Annotated in this window: 16 protein-coding genes and 3 pseudogenes; 4 read left to right on the top strand and 15 right to left on the bottom strand. The window is 64.0% G+C overall.

The window, feature by feature from the left end; genetic code table 11:
- Positions 1-67: 67 nt before the first annotated feature.
- Positions 68-529, top strand: coding sequence for an Lrp/AsnC family transcriptional regulator (locus HWX03_RS20125; RefSeq protein ID WP_175872408.1), 462 nt, complete (start codon positions 68-70; stop codon positions 527-529).
- A gap of 22 nt (positions 530-551) precedes the next feature.
- On the opposite strand, the gene HWX03_RS20120 is transcribed toward HWX03_RS20125, so the two are convergent.
- Positions 552-1193 carry an AraC family transcriptional regulator gene (locus HWX03_RS20120; RefSeq protein ID WP_244132700.1) on the bottom strand — a complete coding sequence of 214 codons (642 nt, stop codon included), beginning with the start codon at positions 1191-1193 and terminating at the stop codon, positions 552-554.
- Between HWX03_RS20120 and HWX03_RS20115 the strand changes: the two genes are divergently transcribed.
- The gene (locus tag HWX03_RS20115) at positions 1193-3919 is read left to right on the top strand and encodes a molybdopterin-dependent oxidoreductase (protein WP_244132698.1); all 2727 of its coding nucleotides are present in this window, start codon (positions 1193-1195) and stop codon (positions 3917-3919) included. The genes HWX03_RS20120 and HWX03_RS20115 overlap by 1 nt on opposite strands.
- A 103-nt stretch (positions 3920-4022) precedes the next feature.
- Here HWX03_RS20115 and HWX03_RS20110 read toward each other — a convergent pair whose 3' ends face one another.
- From HWX03_RS20110 to HWX03_RS20090, 5 genes and pseudogenes are all read right to left on the bottom strand, one after another.
- The gene (locus HWX03_RS20110; RefSeq protein ID WP_175872406.1) at positions 4023-5246 is read right to left on the bottom strand and encodes a collagen-like triple helix repeat-containing protein; all 1224 of its coding nucleotides are present in this window, start codon (positions 5244-5246) and stop codon (positions 4023-4025) included.
- A 266-nt stretch (positions 5247-5512) separates the two neighbouring features.
- Positions 5513-5860, bottom strand: coding sequence for a copper-binding protein (locus HWX03_RS20105; protein ID WP_175872405.1), 348 nt, complete (start codon positions 5858-5860; stop codon positions 5513-5515).
- 53 nt (positions 5861-5913) lie between these two features.
- Entirely contained in the window at positions 5914-6705 is a 792-nt protein-coding gene (locus HWX03_RS20100) for a DUF2182 domain-containing protein (RefSeq protein WP_175823884.1), read from the bottom strand.
- Complete coding sequence (locus HWX03_RS20095; protein WP_174430837.1) at positions 6702-7346, bottom strand: DUF1326 domain-containing protein; 645 nt, start codon at positions 7344-7346, stop codon at positions 6702-6704. The genes HWX03_RS20100 and HWX03_RS20095 overlap by 4 nt, the downstream gene beginning before the upstream one ends.
- 165 nt (positions 7347-7511) lie before the next feature.
- Positions 7512-7811 (bottom strand): annotated as a pseudogene (locus tag HWX03_RS20090) (hypothetical protein).
- Here HWX03_RS20090 and HWX03_RS20085 point away from each other — a divergent pair.
- Positions 7744-7968, top strand: a complete 225-nt coding sequence (locus HWX03_RS20085) for a hypothetical protein (protein WP_174430787.1) — start codon at positions 7744-7746, stop codon at positions 7966-7968. The pseudogene HWX03_RS20090 and the gene HWX03_RS20085 sit on opposite strands and share 68 nt — an antisense overlap.
- Positions 7969-8029: 61 nt before the next feature.
- Here HWX03_RS20085 and HWX03_RS20080 read toward each other — a convergent pair whose 3' ends face one another.
- Positions 8030-8278, bottom strand: a complete 249-nt coding sequence (locus tag HWX03_RS20080) for a hypothetical protein (RefSeq protein ID WP_174430839.1) — start codon at positions 8276-8278, stop codon at positions 8030-8032.
- 135 nt (positions 8279-8413) lie between these two features.
- On the opposite strand from HWX03_RS20080, the gene HWX03_RS20075 reads away from it, so the two are divergent.
- Positions 8414-8821, top strand: a complete 408-nt coding sequence (locus HWX03_RS20075; RefSeq protein WP_175872404.1) for a hypothetical protein — start codon at positions 8414-8416, stop codon at positions 8819-8821.
- A gap of 29 nt (positions 8822-8850) precedes the next feature.
- Here HWX03_RS20075 and HWX03_RS37350 read toward each other — a convergent pair.
- From HWX03_RS37350 to HWX03_RS20035, 8 genes and pseudogenes are all read right to left on the bottom strand, one after another.
- Positions 8851-9041 (bottom strand): annotated as a pseudogene (locus HWX03_RS37350) (phenylacetic acid degradation protein PaaY); the annotation flags it as partial.
- Between the two features lie 18 nt (positions 9042-9059).
- Entirely contained in the window at positions 9060-10529 is a 1470-nt protein-coding gene (locus HWX03_RS20065) for an efflux transporter outer membrane subunit (RefSeq protein ID WP_175872403.1), read from the bottom strand.
- Between the two features lie 6 nt (positions 10530-10535).
- Positions 10536-11633, bottom strand: a pseudogene (locus HWX03_RS20060) (ABC transporter permease).
- 35 nt (positions 11634-11668) lie between these two features.
- Positions 11669-12583: an ABC transporter ATP-binding protein gene (locus HWX03_RS20055; protein WP_244132696.1), complete on the bottom strand. Its 915-nt coding sequence runs from the start codon at positions 12581-12583 to the stop codon at positions 11669-11671.
- A gap of 8 nt (positions 12584-12591) precedes the next feature.
- The gene (locus HWX03_RS20050) at positions 12592-13539 is read right to left on the bottom strand and encodes an HlyD family efflux transporter periplasmic adaptor subunit (protein ID WP_175872401.1); all 948 of its coding nucleotides are present in this window, start codon (positions 13537-13539) and stop codon (positions 12592-12594) included.
- 60 nt (positions 13540-13599) lie between these two features.
- Positions 13600-14808, bottom strand: a complete 1209-nt coding sequence (locus HWX03_RS20045; protein ID WP_175872400.1) for an alpha/beta fold hydrolase — start codon at positions 14806-14808, stop codon at positions 13600-13602.
- Positions 14801-16009 (bottom strand): 7-cyano-7-deazaguanine synthase, encoded by a 1209-nt coding sequence (locus tag HWX03_RS20040; protein WP_175872399.1) that lies wholly within the window; start codon positions 16007-16009, stop codon positions 14801-14803. The genes HWX03_RS20045 and HWX03_RS20040 overlap by 8 nt, the downstream gene beginning before the upstream one ends.
- Positions 16006-17259, bottom strand: a complete 1254-nt coding sequence (locus HWX03_RS20035) for a hypothetical protein (RefSeq protein WP_175872398.1) — start codon at positions 17257-17259, stop codon at positions 16006-16008. Before HWX03_RS20035 ends, HWX03_RS20040 begins: the two co-directional genes overlap by 4 nt.
- Positions 17260-17276: the final 17 nt, after the last annotated feature.

The following is a 17276-nucleotide window of genomic DNA, read 5'->3' as shown; positions in this document are numbered from 1 at the left end:
GTCCGCTCCCCGCTGAATGCGGTTTTTAAGGAAAAATGGCGGCTCTACCTTAAAAACTCCCGCTGCGATGGACGATCTGGACTGGAAGATACTGGCGCTGTTGCAGGACAACGGACGCATCAGCTATACGGAGCTCGCGCGCCAGGCTCACCTGTCGGTGCCGGCGGTGACGGAGCGCGTGAAGCGTCTTGAAGCAGCCGGCGTGGTCGAAGGCTACACCGCCCGGATCAATCCGTCCGCGGCCGGCTATCCGGTGAGCGCGCTGATCGGCATCACGGTGCCGCAACCGGCGAAAGCGAAGTTTCTCAAGCTGCTGGAGATGATTCCCGAAGTCGTCGAATGCCATCACGTGACGGGCGCGGATTCGTATGTGATGCGGTTCGTCGCCGTCAGCATGGCCCATCTCGAACAACTGATCGAACGCATCAACCTGTACGGCGAAACGCGCACGTCGATCGTGATGTCAACGCCGCTGCCGGCGCGCGGGATCGCGCGGCCGGCGGCAAGAATCGACGTCGTGCGGAGGTGAGCGAGCGCGGGCCGACCTGCGATCACCCGGAGGGCCCCCGCGCCGGACGCTGCTTCATCCGCCCCGGCGAATAACCGTAGAACTGCCGAAACGCATGGGCATAAGCGCCTTCGCTGGAATAGCCTACGGCAACCGCGACATCGATCAGCCGGAATCCGGATCGATGCATTTCAAGCGCCTTCGTCATGCGCGCGTGGGTTCGCCATTGCTGAAACGACAGCCCGGTCGACTTGACGAAGGCCCGCTGCAGCGTCTTTTCGCTGGCGCCGACCTCGCGCGTCCAGTCGCTCAGCATGCGCACGTCCGACGGATCGATTTCCAGCGCGCGGCAGATGGCGGCGATGCGCGCATCGTCGGGAATCGGCATGCCGGCCGCGACGCGCGGCGCCCGACGGATTTCGTCCACGATCAGACGTGTTTTCCAGAAACGCGCGTCCGACGACGCATCGGCATCGTCCCAGCACGCCGCATCCAGGATCAGCGCCTTCAGCAGCGGGCTCACGTGTGAAACGGAGAAGATCGGATCGGCATGCAAGCACGCGCCAATGTAGACGCTGTGGTAGCGATACGGCCTGTCCATCAGAACCGAATGGGGCACGTCGGGCGGAATCCACGCGGCCTGCCCAGGCCCGAGCCGAACCAGGTGGTGCGCCGTTTCCAGCAATGCGGCACCGCGCTCCGGATAAATCAGCTGGCCGCAGCTGTGCACGTGGTACGGCGCTTCCGCAGTCTTGCCTTCGCGCACGATCGAGACAAGCTGGGTGTCGTCGGCCAACGCGCGCAGCCGCTCGTGCGCCCGGGCAATCGCGGATTTCATCTGTCGCATTCGATTCGAAAACTGACTGTTTTCATGCGGTATCGGGAAAAACACGGCGGTACATTGATACCGGCCCGGCGCACGGCTGCAGATTCCGGCGAATTCCTGCCGGCATTCCGCCGGTATCCCGCCGGTTTCAGGGCCTTCGGCCGAGGATATCACCGACCGCAGAAGCGAACGTACCCGCAAGCATCGCTGCCGCGATACGGACCATCGGCCATCCTCCCAACCGCAGTCACACTCGGGCAGTCAAGACGACCATGGCGACTCGATCCACCCAAACCGCTTCGCACTGGGGCGTGTACAACGTTCTCACCGACGACCACGGCGCCATCACGGGCACGGCACCTTTCGGTGCCGACCGCTACCCTGCGGCGTTCGTCGGCGGACTACCCGAAATCGTGCGCGGACGGCTACGCATCGATCGCCCTTACGTGCGCGCGGGCTATCTGCGCTCGCGCAACGCCGAGGGCCGCGGCGGCGACGCCTTCGTGCCGGTGAGCTGGGACGACGCATTGCGCCTGGTCGCCGACGAGCTTGCGCGCGTCAAGGCCGAACACGGCAACGAAGCGATCTACGGCGGCTCCTACGGCTGGGCCAGCGCCGGGCGGTTCCATCACGGGCCCAGCGTGCTCAAGCGACTGCTCGGCTTGCACGGCGGCTACGTGGACAAGCGCGGCAACCACAGCTTCGGCGCGGCACTCGGCGTGATGCCGTATATCCTCGGGCGCACCGATATCACGAACCTCGTGCCGTCCTGGCCGGAGGTGATCGAATCGACGGGGCTGCTGGTCATGTTCGGCGGCGCTGCGATGAAAAACACGCAGCTCGACCCGGGCGGCGCCGTCATTCACGACAGCGTCGACTGGTACGCGAAAGCCGGCGATCAGGGTCCGCCGTTCATCGTGATCAGCCCGTCGCGCGCCGACGTTCCGGCCGGGCCGCGCGCGGAATGGATTCCGATCAGGCCGCATACCGATACCGCGCTGATGCTGGCGATCGCGCACGCGCTCGTCGACGAAGGACTGCACGACGTCCGCTTTCTGTCGCGCTACTGCGAAGGGTTCGACCGCTTCGAAGCGTATCTGCTGGGACGCCACGGCAGCACGCCGCATACCCCCGAATGGGCGGCGAACATCACCGGCATCCCGCCAGCACGCATCCGCGAACTCGCGCGATCGATGGCGGCGAACCGGACGCTCATTAACCTGAGCTGGTCGATACAGCGGGCCGACCACGGCGAGCAGCCCGTGTGGATGCTGATCACGCTGGCCGCGATGCTGGGCCAGATCGGCCTGCCCGGCGGCGGCTTCAGCCTCGGCTTCGGCGCGATCAACGGCATCCTGGCGCCGCGCGTCGACGGCATGCCAAGGCCGACGCTTCCGCTCGGCCCCAATCCGGTCAAAACCTACGTTCCGGTCGGGCGTGTCGCCGACATGCTGCTGCACCCCGGCGAGCAGATTCGCTGCTTCGGCGAAACGATCACGTTTCCGGACATCCGGCTGGTGTATTCCGTCGGCGGCAATCCGTTTCATCACAACTCGAACCTGAACCGCTTCCTGCGCGCATGGCAGCGACCCGAGACCGTGATCGTTCACGAGCCCTGGTGGAATCCGGCGGCAAGGCACGCGGACATCGTGCTCCCCGCGACGACCACGATGGAGCGCAACGACATCCTCGCGCACGAGAATTCTCCGTACTGGATGGCCATGCGGCAGGTGATCGAGCCCGTGGGCCTCGCGCGGAACGACTTCGACATCTTCGCCGACGTGGCCGATGCACTCGGATTCCGGCCGGCCTATGACGAAGGGCGCGACGAATCGGCGTGGCTGCATCATATGTACGACGTCGCCAGAAATACCGCGCAGAAGAACGGCTTCACCTTGCCCGACTTTTCCACGTTCTGGGCGGACGGACAGTACCGGTTTCCGCAACCGGACTCAGGCACCGTGCTGTTGAGCGCCTTCCGGCGCGACCCGGTTGCGCATGCGTTGGCGACCGCGTCCGGGAAAATCGAAATTCATTCGCGCGTGATCGAACAGTTCGGCTACGACGATTGTCCCGGGCATCCGGCGTGGCTCGAGCCGCAGGAGTGGCTGGGCGCCGCCGGCGCGGTCAGCCATCCGCTGCATCTGCTGTCGAACCAGCCGGCGACCCGACTGCACAGCCAGCTCGACCCCGCTTCGGCCAGCCGAACGAGCAAGATCGCGGAACGTGAACCGCTTTACATGCATCCGGACGATGCAACCGCCCGCGGCATTCGGGACGGACAGGTGGTACGCGTGTTCAACGATCGCGGCGCGTTCCTCGCAGGCGTCGCCCTCGCCGACTTCCTGGTACCGGGCGTCGTACAGATCGCGACCGGCGCGTGGTACGACCCGCTGCGCGGCGGCACCCCCGGAACGCTCGAAAAACACGGCAACCCCAATGTCGTCACGCTGGACAAAGGCACCTCGCAATTGACTCAAGGCTCCGTCGCGCAAACAGCGCTGGTGGAAGTCGAGGTTTATGCGGACCCGCCGCCCGTCACGGCGTTCGAACCGCCCGCGATCGTCGAAGACAACGCCGGCTGACACAGTCGCGCGGGTTCTCACCCGGAAGGTCGGGACGGGCGGCAAGCGGCCGCCCGGCGGCTGGCGGACGGCCGCCTTTCCGTCGACGATCGATGCGCGCCGGCTACTTGCCCGCCGCACCGCCGGTCACGCCGCCGAGCAGGCCGCCCACCAGCGACGTCACCGGCGCGAGCGGATTGGCGAGGCCGCCCAGCGGCGTGCTGCCGCCGCTCGTACCGGCCGCGGAGCCGTCACGCACGGTGGCCGGGATGCCGCCGACCACGCTCGTCACCAACCCGGAGATCGGCACCGCGCCGTTCGCACCGGCCGGGTTCACGAGGCCGCCCGCATTGGTCACCGTGTCGCCGACCGCACGGACGAGGGAGCCGAAGCCACCGACGATCGGCTGCGGCGACGCGGCGGTCACCTTCCATCCGGCCGACGTGATCGCCCCGCCGACCTGTCCGAGCAGGCCCGCGACCGGCTGCCCGAGGCCGGTGGCAGTGCCGACCTGCTGCGTGAGCTGGCCCGCCGTCGTCACGAGCGGCGTGATCGCGGTGCTGATCGCCTGTGTCGCCTGCTGGACCGGGGTCGACGACAGCGACGCGCCGAGCGTAGCGCCGCCCGTGCGCAAACCGCTCGCCACCGTGTCGAGCAGCCCGCCGACCGGCGTCGTGATCGGCGCCAGCGGCGACAGCGGGCCGGACCCGAGCGCCTTGACGGTTTCGCTGATGCCGCTGACCGGGTTGCCGGTCGCGGCTACGACCGTACCGAGGCCGCCGACCGTCGTGCCGATCGGGTTCGGTACGATGCCGATCTGGCCGAGACCGCCGCTCACGACGTCCGACGTATCGCCGATGATCGTGCCGACGCCGGTCACCGTATCGGCCGGCCCGACGGTGACGCCCTTGCTGACGCCGGGCAGGCTCATGCTGCCGAGCGTGGCGCCCGCGTCCATCACGATCGCGCCGACGGAGCTGACGATGCCGTTCGTACCCGGCGCGCCGCTCGTACCCCAGCCGCTGGTGTTGCCGCTGCTCGAGCCGCTGCTGCTCGTGCCACTGCTGCTCGTGCCACTGCTGCTCGTGCCGCTGCTGCTTGTGCCACTGCTGCTTGTGCCGCTGCTGCTTGTGCCGCTGCTGCTTGTGCCGCTGCTGCTTGTGCCGCTGCTGCTTGTGCCGCTGCTGCCGCTTGAGCCACTACTACCACTCGTCCCACTCGTGCTCGTCCCGATGTGATTGTCAGCAAGCGGCGGCGCCGTAATGTCGCCCCCGCCGCACGCCGCGAGCGTACACGCCGTGACAATGGCGGAGAGCGCAACGTTCGCCTTGATGAAATGATTCTGCATGGAAGTCCCCGTCCGCTATTCAGCGCGAACATTTCATCAAGCATCTACCGTGCCATCTCCATCGGCCTCCTTCACAGTTTCACAATCGCCTTGCGATGGCCGTGCAGACCGCACTGCGCGGCACGACGTATCGCATGCGGACCGCGTGCTGCGGCTCGACCCGCCCTGACATTCCGATAACGCTGACGTAACACGAGCCGTGCGTTACGTAGCACGCACGAGCCGTAAAAACGGCGGCGTCCACCCGAGCACGCGGCGCATCCTCGTCACGGCCGCTTCACCAGCTTCACGATCGTCAGTGTGCCGTTGACGTTTTCCACCCGAACCCGGACCTTGTCGCCCACCTGCAGCGACGAGATCATCGCCGCATCGCCGGCCTTGAATGCCATCGTCATCGGCGGCATCCCGAGGTTGTCGAGTGCGCCATGCTTCAGCGTCACGAGCCTGCGCCCGGCATCGATTTCCTTGACTTCGGCATCGGTCAGCTTCGCATCCGGCGCCGACACATTCGTATCGCCCGACTTCATGCCCGACATGTCGCCACCCGCGAGCGCCGGCATGGCAACGACCGCCATCGCGCACGACATGGCGACAGCGTGAAAGCAGGTTTTCATCGAGCGTCTCCCGTCGGGCCCGGCGCGTTTCTGTTGCCAGCCGATGTTGTACATCACACGATCAACGTCACACCGGCCCACGCGATCAGCACGACACCCAGCACACGGCCGATACGATCGCCGCCGGGCAGGACCTTTTCCACGAACACGAACAGCGACAACGCGACGATCCACACGACATTCATCACGCCGCCGACGAACAGCAGCGCCATCAGCAACCAGCAGCAGCCCACGCAAACCATGCCGTGCCGCGCGCCAAGCAGGAAGCTGCCGGCCACGCCCGGACGCCAGTGCGCGACCAGGAATGCCGCCGGCGCACGGCATTGCCGCAGGCACGCGCGTTTCAGCGGCGAGAATTGATAGAGCCCGGCCAGCGCCAGCACGATGGCGGAAAGGAGCGCGCTCCTCGACCACAGCATCATCGCGGAGATCAGCCCGGCCGGCTGCAGCAGCGCCTGAAGCAACGCCGCGCCGATCGAGAACGCGAGCCATGTCGTCAGATAGCCGGCCAGCAGCGCCACCGACGTGAACGCCGATCCCGCCGCCCCGTTGCCGTGCTGCCGCAGCACGCGCCGGTACAGCATCACGAGCGGCGCGGCGCCGGGCGTCATCATCGCGATCATCATCACCCACCACATCGCGATCACGGTCGGCAGCGACGGATCCATGCTGCCCATGCCGTCCGCCAGCCGATGCGGAAACAGCGCGACGGTCGTCATCTCCCACGCCGACATGCCGGTTCCCGCGCCCGTCCACAGATAGAACCAGCACAGGCCGACGAGCACGGCCATGCCGAACAGCATGACGGCGCGCTCGCGCGCGAGCCAGGTGTCGAACGGCGTCATGCCGCGGCGCGATGCCGGATCAGCCCGTGGTTGTTCAGATGCAGCCGCGCGAATTGCGCATAGGTTCCGTCGAGATTCAGCGCGATGTTGCCCTGCGAGCGCCCCGTGCCCGAACCGATCTCGGCCAGCTCGTATTCGAAACCGTGCGGCAGGTCGATCCGCACACGGTGCTCGGCCCCCGTCACCGGATTGTGGATGGGTTCGCCGGCGGCGTCGAACACACCTTCCACGTGAATCCGGCCGCGCCGCGCATCGACATCGACGTCGAAATCGATCTTCGTGAAGATCGGATCGAACGCGTGCTCGAGCGTCGACGCATACACGGAAAACATCGTCGCGAAAGGATCGGTATCCTGACCGGTCATGATCTTCAGCACGGCTTCACGCTGCGCCGGACTGGCGCGCTCGTCGACGATCGGCTGGCACTTGCCCTTGCCTTCGTGAACGGCACCCGGCCACTGGAACACCACCGCGATCCTGACGCCGTCGAGCACCACGTCGCCGTAGTGGCCGCTGTCGATCGAAATCGCCCCCATCGCTTCGCAGTTGCCGTTGGTCGGCAGCGCATTGAACTGGCAAGGGCAACCGTATGAGCAATTGCAACTGATCATTTCGGTACCCTGAATCTCCCACGGCGTCATGGCTCCACCTCGCGCTCTGAAACAAACGAATGCTTCGAATCTAGTGCACGCAATCGGGGAAAGCAAAGCAGCAATGGCGGCGTGAAAACCGGGGGGCCGGCCTCACGCAAGACGTTTCGGGATGCGTTTGCCGCGCTGTTCCGGAAACCGTCTCGCCACCCGTTCTCACACGAACAGCGACGCGACGATCGCACACCACACCGCGCCAGCACCGCACAGAAACACGCGCCGCGCGACGAACATTCGCGATTCGTCGTCGGGCGTTTTCATGGGCGACGTCGCGAGAAACGGCACGCTGGCGAGGCACGCGAAACCCGCCAGCCCGGGCACGATCACGACGTAGTCGCCGGACCGTCAGGGCAGCGCTTCGTGCAATCCCCAGTAGCCGAGAAACAGCATGCCCATCGAGAACATCGTCGCCGCGGCGGAGCTGAGCGCGACCACCGATCCTGTCGGAAATTGCACGGGAACCTCCCCTCGCGCGGCAGGCGCGCTGCCGCCCATCTCGCCGGGGATCGCGATGATTGCGTCCGCCGGCGCAGACTCACGCGTTCATTTCCGGCTCGAACGCATCGCGTGCGCCGTCGAGGCCGAGCAGCGAATGCGCGTTGTCCCCGATTGACGGATTCGGCCCGATCGAGCGGTTATGTCGTCCCCGTTCAACGAGGACGCGCGTCGCGCCGCTAACTCGGCTTCTTCGTGCCCTGCGCAACGGAAATCCACCCGACCACCGCCGCGGCGACCCAGCAACAGGTGATCATCAGGTCCAGATCCATCCAGCCCTGAAAATTCATACTGTTTTCGAAACTGCAGCGCTGATGGCCCCTGACCCACATGCAGCCGCTGATCAACTGCTGGATGTGCATGTAGATGCTGTACACGGCAACGGCCGAAGCGATGACGGCGACCCGCAGGCTTATGCTCTTTTTCATTGATGCTGAAGGCGTGGGATGATCTCCCGACGATCTTAAGCCAATGGCAATGCGTGACGCAATCGATCTGGTATCGACCCGATTGACCAGCACGCGTAAAAGGGGATCGATCTCGCAACAGCAACGCGGACCACCATGACGAAACAGAATACGATCGCACTGATCGTCGATCCCGACAGCGGCGAGCGGATTCGTGACATCGCCGCGCACGCACGGCATACGTGGGTCGTGACGAGCGACACGAACGCCCCCGTGGTCAGGCAGATCTGGAATACGCGTTGGCCGGAGTCTGGGCAAGCCCCTGAGGGCGGCGTTACCACGTTCCTGCGTCATGGCGACGACCGCGAAAGCTGGTGCGCCGGAATACTGGGTGCGGTCGACGACCATCACGGCGACGCGCTGCATCGCGACGGCCATGCGATTCTGGCCGTTTACGGCACGCCGCTTTCCGGACGCCTTCGGCGCGCGTTGTCCGCCTTCGGGTTTTCGGACTTCGTGTCGACGACGGAAGGATTTCTCGCGTTCAAGCGCGACACCGGATGAATCGCGGGTGGTTCGCAGCGCCGCCCAGCTCAATCGACGATCGGCCTGATCGTCTGCAGGCAATCCGCAGCCAGTTGCTGATGAATCCGCGTGCCGTTCGGCTTCACGTCGATCTCCGCATCGCTCAGCCGCCGCACGACGGACGCCGGCACCCCGCAAGCAGCACGCCGCAGGGGACGTCGTAGCCGGCCTTCACGAATGCGCAGGCCGCCACGATCGTCGCGCCATCCCCGCACTGTCAATCCGGACGATACGCATCGCCACCGACGGCGGCAAAGAACGAAACCGTGCTGGCCATCCTGGCCGCGCGAACGCGAGTCACCTCGAGCCGCGCCAGGTCGTATGCATACTCGTCGCGGAGCACACGAAGCCGGTCCGAACTGCCGTTCTCGAACTGGCGGCGGGTCATCTCCAGAACGGTCTGCTGCCGTCGCGCGACCGCGCCACGGGCCTGCAGCGTGGTCGCATCGCGATCGATTTCGGTCATCGCATCGGCGACGCTCTGCAACGCGCCCAGCACGACCTTCCGGTAGTCCTCGAACGTGGCATCGTAAGCGGCAACCGCCGCATCCCGCGCCGCACGCAATTCTCCACCATGAAAAACCGGTGCGCTGAGCTGGGCGCCGATATTCCAGATCGTGGTGCCGCCGGCGAACAACTGACCGAGCACCAGCGGCGACGACCCGATGCTCGCACCCAATTCGATCCGCGGATAAAGATTGGCCGTGGCAATGCCGGCCAGCTCGCCGGCGATATGCAGGCTCGCCTCCGCTGCGAGAATATCGGGCCGTTGCCGCACGAGCTCCGACGGAACCACCGACGGCAGGTCCTGCGGCAACTGCAAATCGTCCAAGCGAAACTGCGGCAACGATTCGGGCGATGGAACACCGGCATAGACCGCGAGTTGAAACCGGACCTGCAGTAGTTCCGCGCGCAATACCGCTAGTTCCGCCTCGATTCGATCAGCGTCCGAATCGCCATCGATCGTTTCCCGATACGCGACGCTGCCGATTTCATGCCGTTCGTGCAGCATCTGCCGAACAGTTTTCCGGTTCCGCAACACTGCGTCGGTCAATTCGATTTCGTCGCGCAGCCGCCCTTCCCGAACCACCGCAGCGATGATATTGCTGGCCAGCGTCAAGCGCGCTGCGTCTGCCTGATGCTGTCTCAGCGCCGCTTCGTACCGTTTCGCCGCGATCCGATGGCGCTGCGCGCCGAAGAAGTCGAAGTCGTATCGAACGTTCACGTTCGTGTTGTACAGCATGAACGGGGATGGGTTGGGAATCATCGGCAAGCCGGCAGCGGCAGTATTCAACTGCTCCCTTTTGGCCGATGCGCCGAGGTCGACCTGCGGATAGCGACTGGCACCGTGTTGTCCCGCAAGATACTTCGTGGCCTCGATCAACCGCGACTCCGCGCTCCTTATGGACGGACTATCCTGCATCGCCTGTTCGACGAGTGCATCCAGCGCCGACGAGCCAAAGCGCCGCCACCAACGCGGATCGGGTTCGCCGTGCACGCCCGCGTCATCGCGATCGGTCGACACGGCGCTCATTCCCATGAAGGTGGCAGGCAATGCCAGTTCGCTCGCGGATCGGGGGACAAACGCAGGATGACTGCACCCCTGCGCCGCGACGATGGCAACCGCGATCGGCAGGACCGCAATCGCGCGGCAGGCGCGGCGGCGTGGATAGGTTCGTTGTGCCATCGTCGTTCAATCGAGCGTGGTTCGGTACGCGAGTAGGCCGACCGTCATTGCAACCAGTGCGAATACGACCATTGTCGCCGCATCAGGCCATACTTCGTTCCATCCACTCCCCTTCAGGAGGACACCACGAATGGCCCGGTTGAAATAGGTCAGCGGCAATCCGTTGCCGAGCAACCGCGCCCAGCCCGGCATGCCGGCAAACGGAAACATGAATCAGGAGAGCAGGACGCTCGGCAGGAAATAGAAGAACGTCATCTGCATCGCCTGCAACTGGTTCCGTGCGACCGACGAAATGGCGATGCCGACCATCAGATTAGCGACGATCAGCAACGATGCGAGGCAGTAGACCGTTACAGGATTGCCTTCAAACGGCACGCCGAACACGAACCGGGCCGCCAGCAGGATGATCGTGCATTGCAGGAGGCCGATCAGGATGTACGGCACGATTTTTCCGCAGATCACCTCGATCGAGGTTGCAGGCGACGCGAGGATGTTCTCGATCGTTCCGCGTTCACGTTCACGCGTGATGGCGAGGCTCGTCATCATGACCATCGTCATCGACAGGATGACGCCCATCAATCCGGGGATGATGTTGTACTGCGTAATGCCGGCCGGATTGTAGATCCGGTGCACCCGGGCCGAGAATACTTGCGGTGGCGCGGCTATCGCCAAGGCTCCCGTCAAATCCTTGTTCAACACCGTCCGTGTCATCGTGTTGAACGCGGCGATCGCATTTCCCGTTGCCGCGGGATCGGTCGCATCCGCTTCGACCAGAATTTCCGGGTGCTCGTTGCGCACCAGCCGTCGCGAGAAGTCGTGCGGCACGCTGACCACGAACTGCACGCTGCCCTTTTGCAGCGCGTCACGGGCCGCCCGTTCGGAAAACAGGCCGCCCCGGACATCGAAATACCCCGTGTTGCGCATACCGGCGACGAGCGATCGCGAAAATTCGCTTGTGTCGTCGGCGAGCACGATTGTCGGAAGATGCCTGGGGTCGCTGTTGATCGCAAAACCGAACAGGGCCAGTTGCACGATCGGCAACACGGCGATCATCCCGAGCGTCACGCGATCGCGGCGGATCTGCAGGAATTCCTTCGTCACCATGCTCCACCAGCGGGAAATCGAGAATCCGATCACGATCAGCCAGCCTCCCCGGATGCGTCCTTCATCAAATGCAGGAAAACGTGCTCGATATTCGTCGCGATTCTGTGGATCTCGACACCATCGCCGCAGACCGCCGCGAGACTCGCCCCAAGCACGGCCTCGTCACGTCCCGATACGTGCAGTGCACGACCGAACGCAATCACCTGCTCGACGCCCGGCCGGCCCTTGAGCCGGTCGTTCAGCCGGACGAGATCGCCCCCGGACACCGACCAGGTATGGAGCGCGTGCCGCCGCACGAGATCACCGGCCTCGCCGTGTGCCAGCAGCGTGCCGTACGAGATGTAGGCCAGCTTGTGGCAACGCTCCGCCTCGTCCATATAGTGCGTGCTGACGAGCACGGAAATACCGCGTGCCGCCAGACGGTGCAGTTCCTCCCAGAACTCCCTGCGCACGCCCGGGTCGACGCCGGCCGTCGGTTCGTCAAGCAGCAGTAGTTCGGGCGACTGCAATAGCGCAGCGGCAAGCGCCACCCGCTGCTTCCAGCCGCCCGACAATGAGCCGGTCAGTTGGTTCGAGCGCGACTCCAGGTCCATCTCGGCGAGGATCCGCGCGACGCGTTCCTTTCGCGCGTCGATCGCATACAGTCGCGCGACGAAGTCGAGGTTCTCCCGCACCGTCAGGTCTTCCCAGTACGAAAAACGCTGCGTCATGTAGCCGACTCGTCGCTTGATCTCCCGGCATTCCGTCCGGATGTCGAATCCGAGGCAGGTTCCGCTGCCGGAATCCGGCGTCAGCAGTCCGCACATCATGCGCAACGAGGTCGTCTTGCCGCTGCCGTTCGGGCCGAGAAAGCCGAATATCTCGCCGCGACCGACCTGCAGGCTCAGGTTCTTGACGACGTGCCGTGTGCCGAAATGCTTGTTCAGCTCGCGCACGTCGATCAGCGGCATCGCATGATTCATGGCGTCACCTCGATCGGCAGACCGGGATGCAGACCGCGCGCGGCAACGGTGTCGGGTCGCGCCTCGACGAGAAACACCAGCTTCGAGCGTGCGTCGTTGCTGTAGATGACGGGCGGCGTATATTCGGCGTCCGACGCGATATGGCTGATCGTCGCCGTATAGCCGCGTTCGCAGCCGTCGCATGCGATCTTCACGACACGACCGACGCGTAAATTGGCCAGCGCGGCCTCAGGCACGAAGAAGCGCACCTTCGTATTGCGATCGACCAGAATCTTCGCCACCGGGTTGCCGGCGACGACCCACTCGCCCGGCGTAAAGAACGTATCGACGACGACACCCTTGCCGGGGGCCTGCACCGACAGTTGCCGGAATTGCGTCTGCAGCCGTTCGTATTCGGCCTGCAGTGCATCGGCGCTCTGTCGCTGCGAATGCCGTTGACCGTCGCGCGCCGGCAAGCGCGCCGTCCTCAGTTGGCTGGCGAGCTCGCTGACTCGTGCGTTGTCCACCCGGTCCGCCGCACGTTCGCGTTCGAGCTGATCGCGCGAGATCGCCTGTATCGCGTAGTCGGCTTCTGCACGGGCGAGCCGTTGCGTCGAAAGCGCGGCACTCGCCCGCGCCTGTTCGAGCTGCGCCTTCACCGTATCGATTTCCGATGAACGCTTTCCCTGCTCCAGATCGTCGAGCACGTTCAGCGACGATTGCCACTGGTGATACTGACGCTTGATTGCCTGTTCCAAGTCAGGAGCACCGATCTCGAAAACGACCGCGCCCGCTTCGACACGATCGCCGCGTGCCGCGTGCAATGTCTTCAGGTTTCCCGAGTACGGCGCCGACAGATAGGAAAACTGCCCTTCGATATAGCCATGATATGTTTCCGGCGACTTTGTACAGCCCGCGGCGAGGAGGCACGCGCAAACGAAGCCGTACCCGGCCCACCTGGGCATGAGCGTGATGCATTCCATAGGGAAGAAGCCGAATATGGCGTGGTTGTATGCGACGACGGCTCAGAGCAAGCGACGGTCCGACCGGCACCGGGCGCCGATTCGCTGCGTATAGGCGTCGAGAAATTCGGTGGCTGCCGCACGCCGGATTTCGGTCACGTATTGCGTACAGCAATGGTCTCCGTCGGCGAATAGCGTCAGCTTGACGCCTTCGGTTCGTCCGATCCCGTTCAGGGTATCGCGCAGCCATGTCTTGTCTGCGACTGACACAAGCGGATCGCGGCCGCCATGAACGATATGGACGCGGGCACGGATCTTTCCGAGCATCGTGACGTCGCGGATGGCGAAGTGGTCGACCGAATCTTGCGCGTCGTCGAGCGACGTGATGCCGAGAATCTGGCAAAACTTGCTTTTAAGAAAGAAAGGCAGCTTGTTGAATTCGCGCGCGTCGACGGGGCCGCCCAGATCGAGAATAGCGCCGACACGCGGGTCGGCTGCTGCAATCTTGTAGGCCCACATGCCGCCCCAACTGATGCCGACGACGGCATAGCCTTCCGTGTCGATCTGCGGATAGGCGCTCATCGCGTCGACGGCCGCGACGATCGCGTCGTCGAAGTTTTCCGGCCACGTCGTGCCATCGATCAGGAAGGTTTCGCCTTGCCCCGGTCCATCGATGCACAGCACGGCAAAACCCGCTTCGGAAAACAACAGCTCGCTCGCGAGATGCTCCTCCTTGACGTCGTCCATGCCGTGCACGATCACGACCAACGGAATCTTCCCCGACGATAACGGGGCTGCCGGCAAATGCAGGTTCGCCCACATCGGTTTGTGTCGCCAGTCGATGCGCATACGGGCGAATCGCGCACCAAATGCACGGCGCTCGGCCTCGACGTAGAAGTCGCGACAATGCCGATAGGCAGTCGTCTTCGCATCCGAAAGCGGCAGGCAACCCCATTGAACCAGGTGGGCGAGGAACGATAGCCGCCGGTAGTGCGCAATGGCCTCGTCGTCGGACATCCCTGGCAGTATCGCCTCGACCCGTCGAATCTCGCCTTGCAGGAATTCCATGCCCTTCGTCGGCCAGTCGGAAAGGCCGTGCATTGCGGCAAGAAATCGATCCAGCGTGTTCTGGTCGAACAGGGCCGCCCGCCAGCGATTCCAGAACGGTCGCGTGATGTTCTTCACTCCCACGACGCGCGACAGCGCGAAGACGGCGCGACTCAGGACGTGATCGGTAAAGGAATAGGTCTCGGTTTCGCTCAGGTTACGCATCGTGGTTGCCTTTTCGAATCTTCACGCCGAGTTCGGCGGTCTCCCGCTCGGTCAAGCCGAGCATCGTTGCACCGAGACGCACGATAGCCGGATCGGGTGAGCCGGAGGCCGCCCCATCCGGGGCGTGCCCGAGCCGGCGTTCGTTCGCATCGATCACCTGATACAGGTCGAAACCGAATCTCGAACGCATGACTGCCCGGCCCAACTCGTTGATCATGCAGTTCGAACTGCAGGCGCCCGTATTTTTTGGAAGAACCCAGCCATACCGCTCGATATGGGCAATCTGGATCTCCCGCTCGGGCTTACGCACGATCTCGTAGAACGGCACGAGCACAGTCGGAAACCGGACGTCGTCGGGATCTGCGTCCAGCGAAGCCGCGTGATCCGGAATCGCTTTGCGGAACGGCTGTACGAACTTGGCAACGAGATCGTTGACTTTCGGTAAGGCCCGCGCGGACAACACGCCCGTACCTTCGAGATTCAACCGGTTCTGGCCTTTCTGCGTACCGATGAAACAGAGCGGAATGCGATGACGATTCGCGAAGGCGCTCGCACTGACGGCAATCAACGAAAAGCAGGGCCAGCACGCGGAGCCGTACGTCATCGCCCCTTTCTGCAAATCCACATCCGAGTTCCCGTCGATCGAGAATCCCGTTCGGAACAATGCATCCGTAAGCGCTTTATCCGGGCGCTCGATGACCAGCGGAATGCCGAGCCTCGCGGTAACACGCCGCGCGCTCTCGAGCGTTTGCGGCGACTGATAACCGGGATCCAGCATCCACGCGCAAACGTTCAAGCCTTTCTCGGCCAGTTGAACCAACATGTAGGTGCTGTCCTTGCCCCCGCTGTAAAGCACCATCGCGGAATAGGTCGAACGCTCGTTGCGCGACGGAATCGAATCGAGCATGGCGGCGGCGGTCCCGAGACTGCCGTCGCCTACGATCGGCAGGCGTTTCGCGATCGAAAGGGCCTTGTGACGCCAGGTGCGCTCGCCGTCGGCTGCCGAAATGATCGCGTCAAGCAACCATTCGTGATCGGCATCCGCTCCGTATTCCTCGCACCGGCCGGATTGCACGCCCGAGCAGTGTGCGCATAGCCCCGATGCCGCCGTCTCATCGGCGTCGGTGCCGTTCATCAGCGCGTCGTAGTGCAACGGCATCCCGCAACGGTTGCATCCGCGGTGGATCGGGATCGCTTTCACGAACGATCTCCCCGCAAACCGGAGGGTCCAGCCGCATCGCGCAGAAATCCGCGGAATTCGGCGACATCCAGCACATGCTTTCCGCATTGGAGCGGCGGGATTCCGAACTTCATGTCATCGAACGCCTGCTCGTATGCGAGCAGTTGCGTCACATCGGCCTCACCGATATTGCTCGCGAGGTGCGGCAAACTGGCGCGCAACAGCCCCTCGGCGAGGCACGACCATGAAACCACGCTCCCATGACCGACGTCGTCGGCGAAATCGAACGGGAAGAACGATCGGTATGCAATCTCGCGCACATCGACAAGCCCTGCGTCACAGGGAAGGATGTCGCCACGTGCCTGCACGCGTGCCCACGCTGCATGGCGATCCCAGCAATAAGGCTGGCTGTCGTCGATCAGAATCGTGCCGGCGCGCACGAGATCGATATCGAGAATGGACGGCGTGCTGACCGCGCTGACGATTACGTTGGCATCGCGATAGCAGCGGCTGTCGTCCGGCACCGCATGGCGCGTCGGAAGCACCTCGACCGATACCCGCATCGATGAACATGCCGCCACTTCGCCTGCGATGGCGCGAAGCCTGTCCTGCTGTTGCAGCGTGTCGACGAGGATCAGTTCCGCGGGACGCATGGCCGATGGCGAGCGCGCCAGCAGCCGGGCCACCCCCGCACCCACACTGCCGACGCCAAGAATGGCTAGAACGGCGTCGCTCCCGTTCAATCCCGACTCGGCGAGTGCCTTGTCGACCTGCCGGACGATCGAAACCGATGTCACCGCATGGCCGGTCGTCAATTCGATATCGAGTTCCTTCGAGCGCGCTTCGATGCGGCGGCCATAATGGGTCAGCGCTCCTGTCAATCCGCCCAGGCAGACATGCCGCGCGCCCATCGCCGCCGCCTTGGTGAGTCCCTCCTTCTCCATACGGCTGCGACTGGATGCACGCCTTCTCGGATCAATCATGTCTTGCGCGAGAATCGGCAAAAAGAGGATGCCGATATTGATGTCCTTCGCCTCGATGATCTCGCCGTAGACGGGTTGCAGGCAATCGAGCAGGTCGGCAAGCGCCTCTCCGTCGAGCATGCCGACCCATGGAAACATCCGGATGACATCCGCCCGATCGCGCGGATGTGTCAGCAAAACGACGTCGATATTGCGCGGCGCAACGCGTCTCAGCCACTTTTTTTGTGCAGATGGACCAAAGTAGACATTCGATTCCGTTGCGGCAGGAAACAGCTGTTTTTCAATCATGGGCGCACTTCCATCGT

Source organism: Burkholderia sp. BCC0397, assembly GCF_902832865.1.
Lineage (GTDB): Bacteria > Pseudomonadota > Gammaproteobacteria > Burkholderiales > Burkholderiaceae > Burkholderia.
Note: the sequence above shows the minus strand (reverse complement) of the source record. Positions and strands in the feature narration are given on the sequence as shown.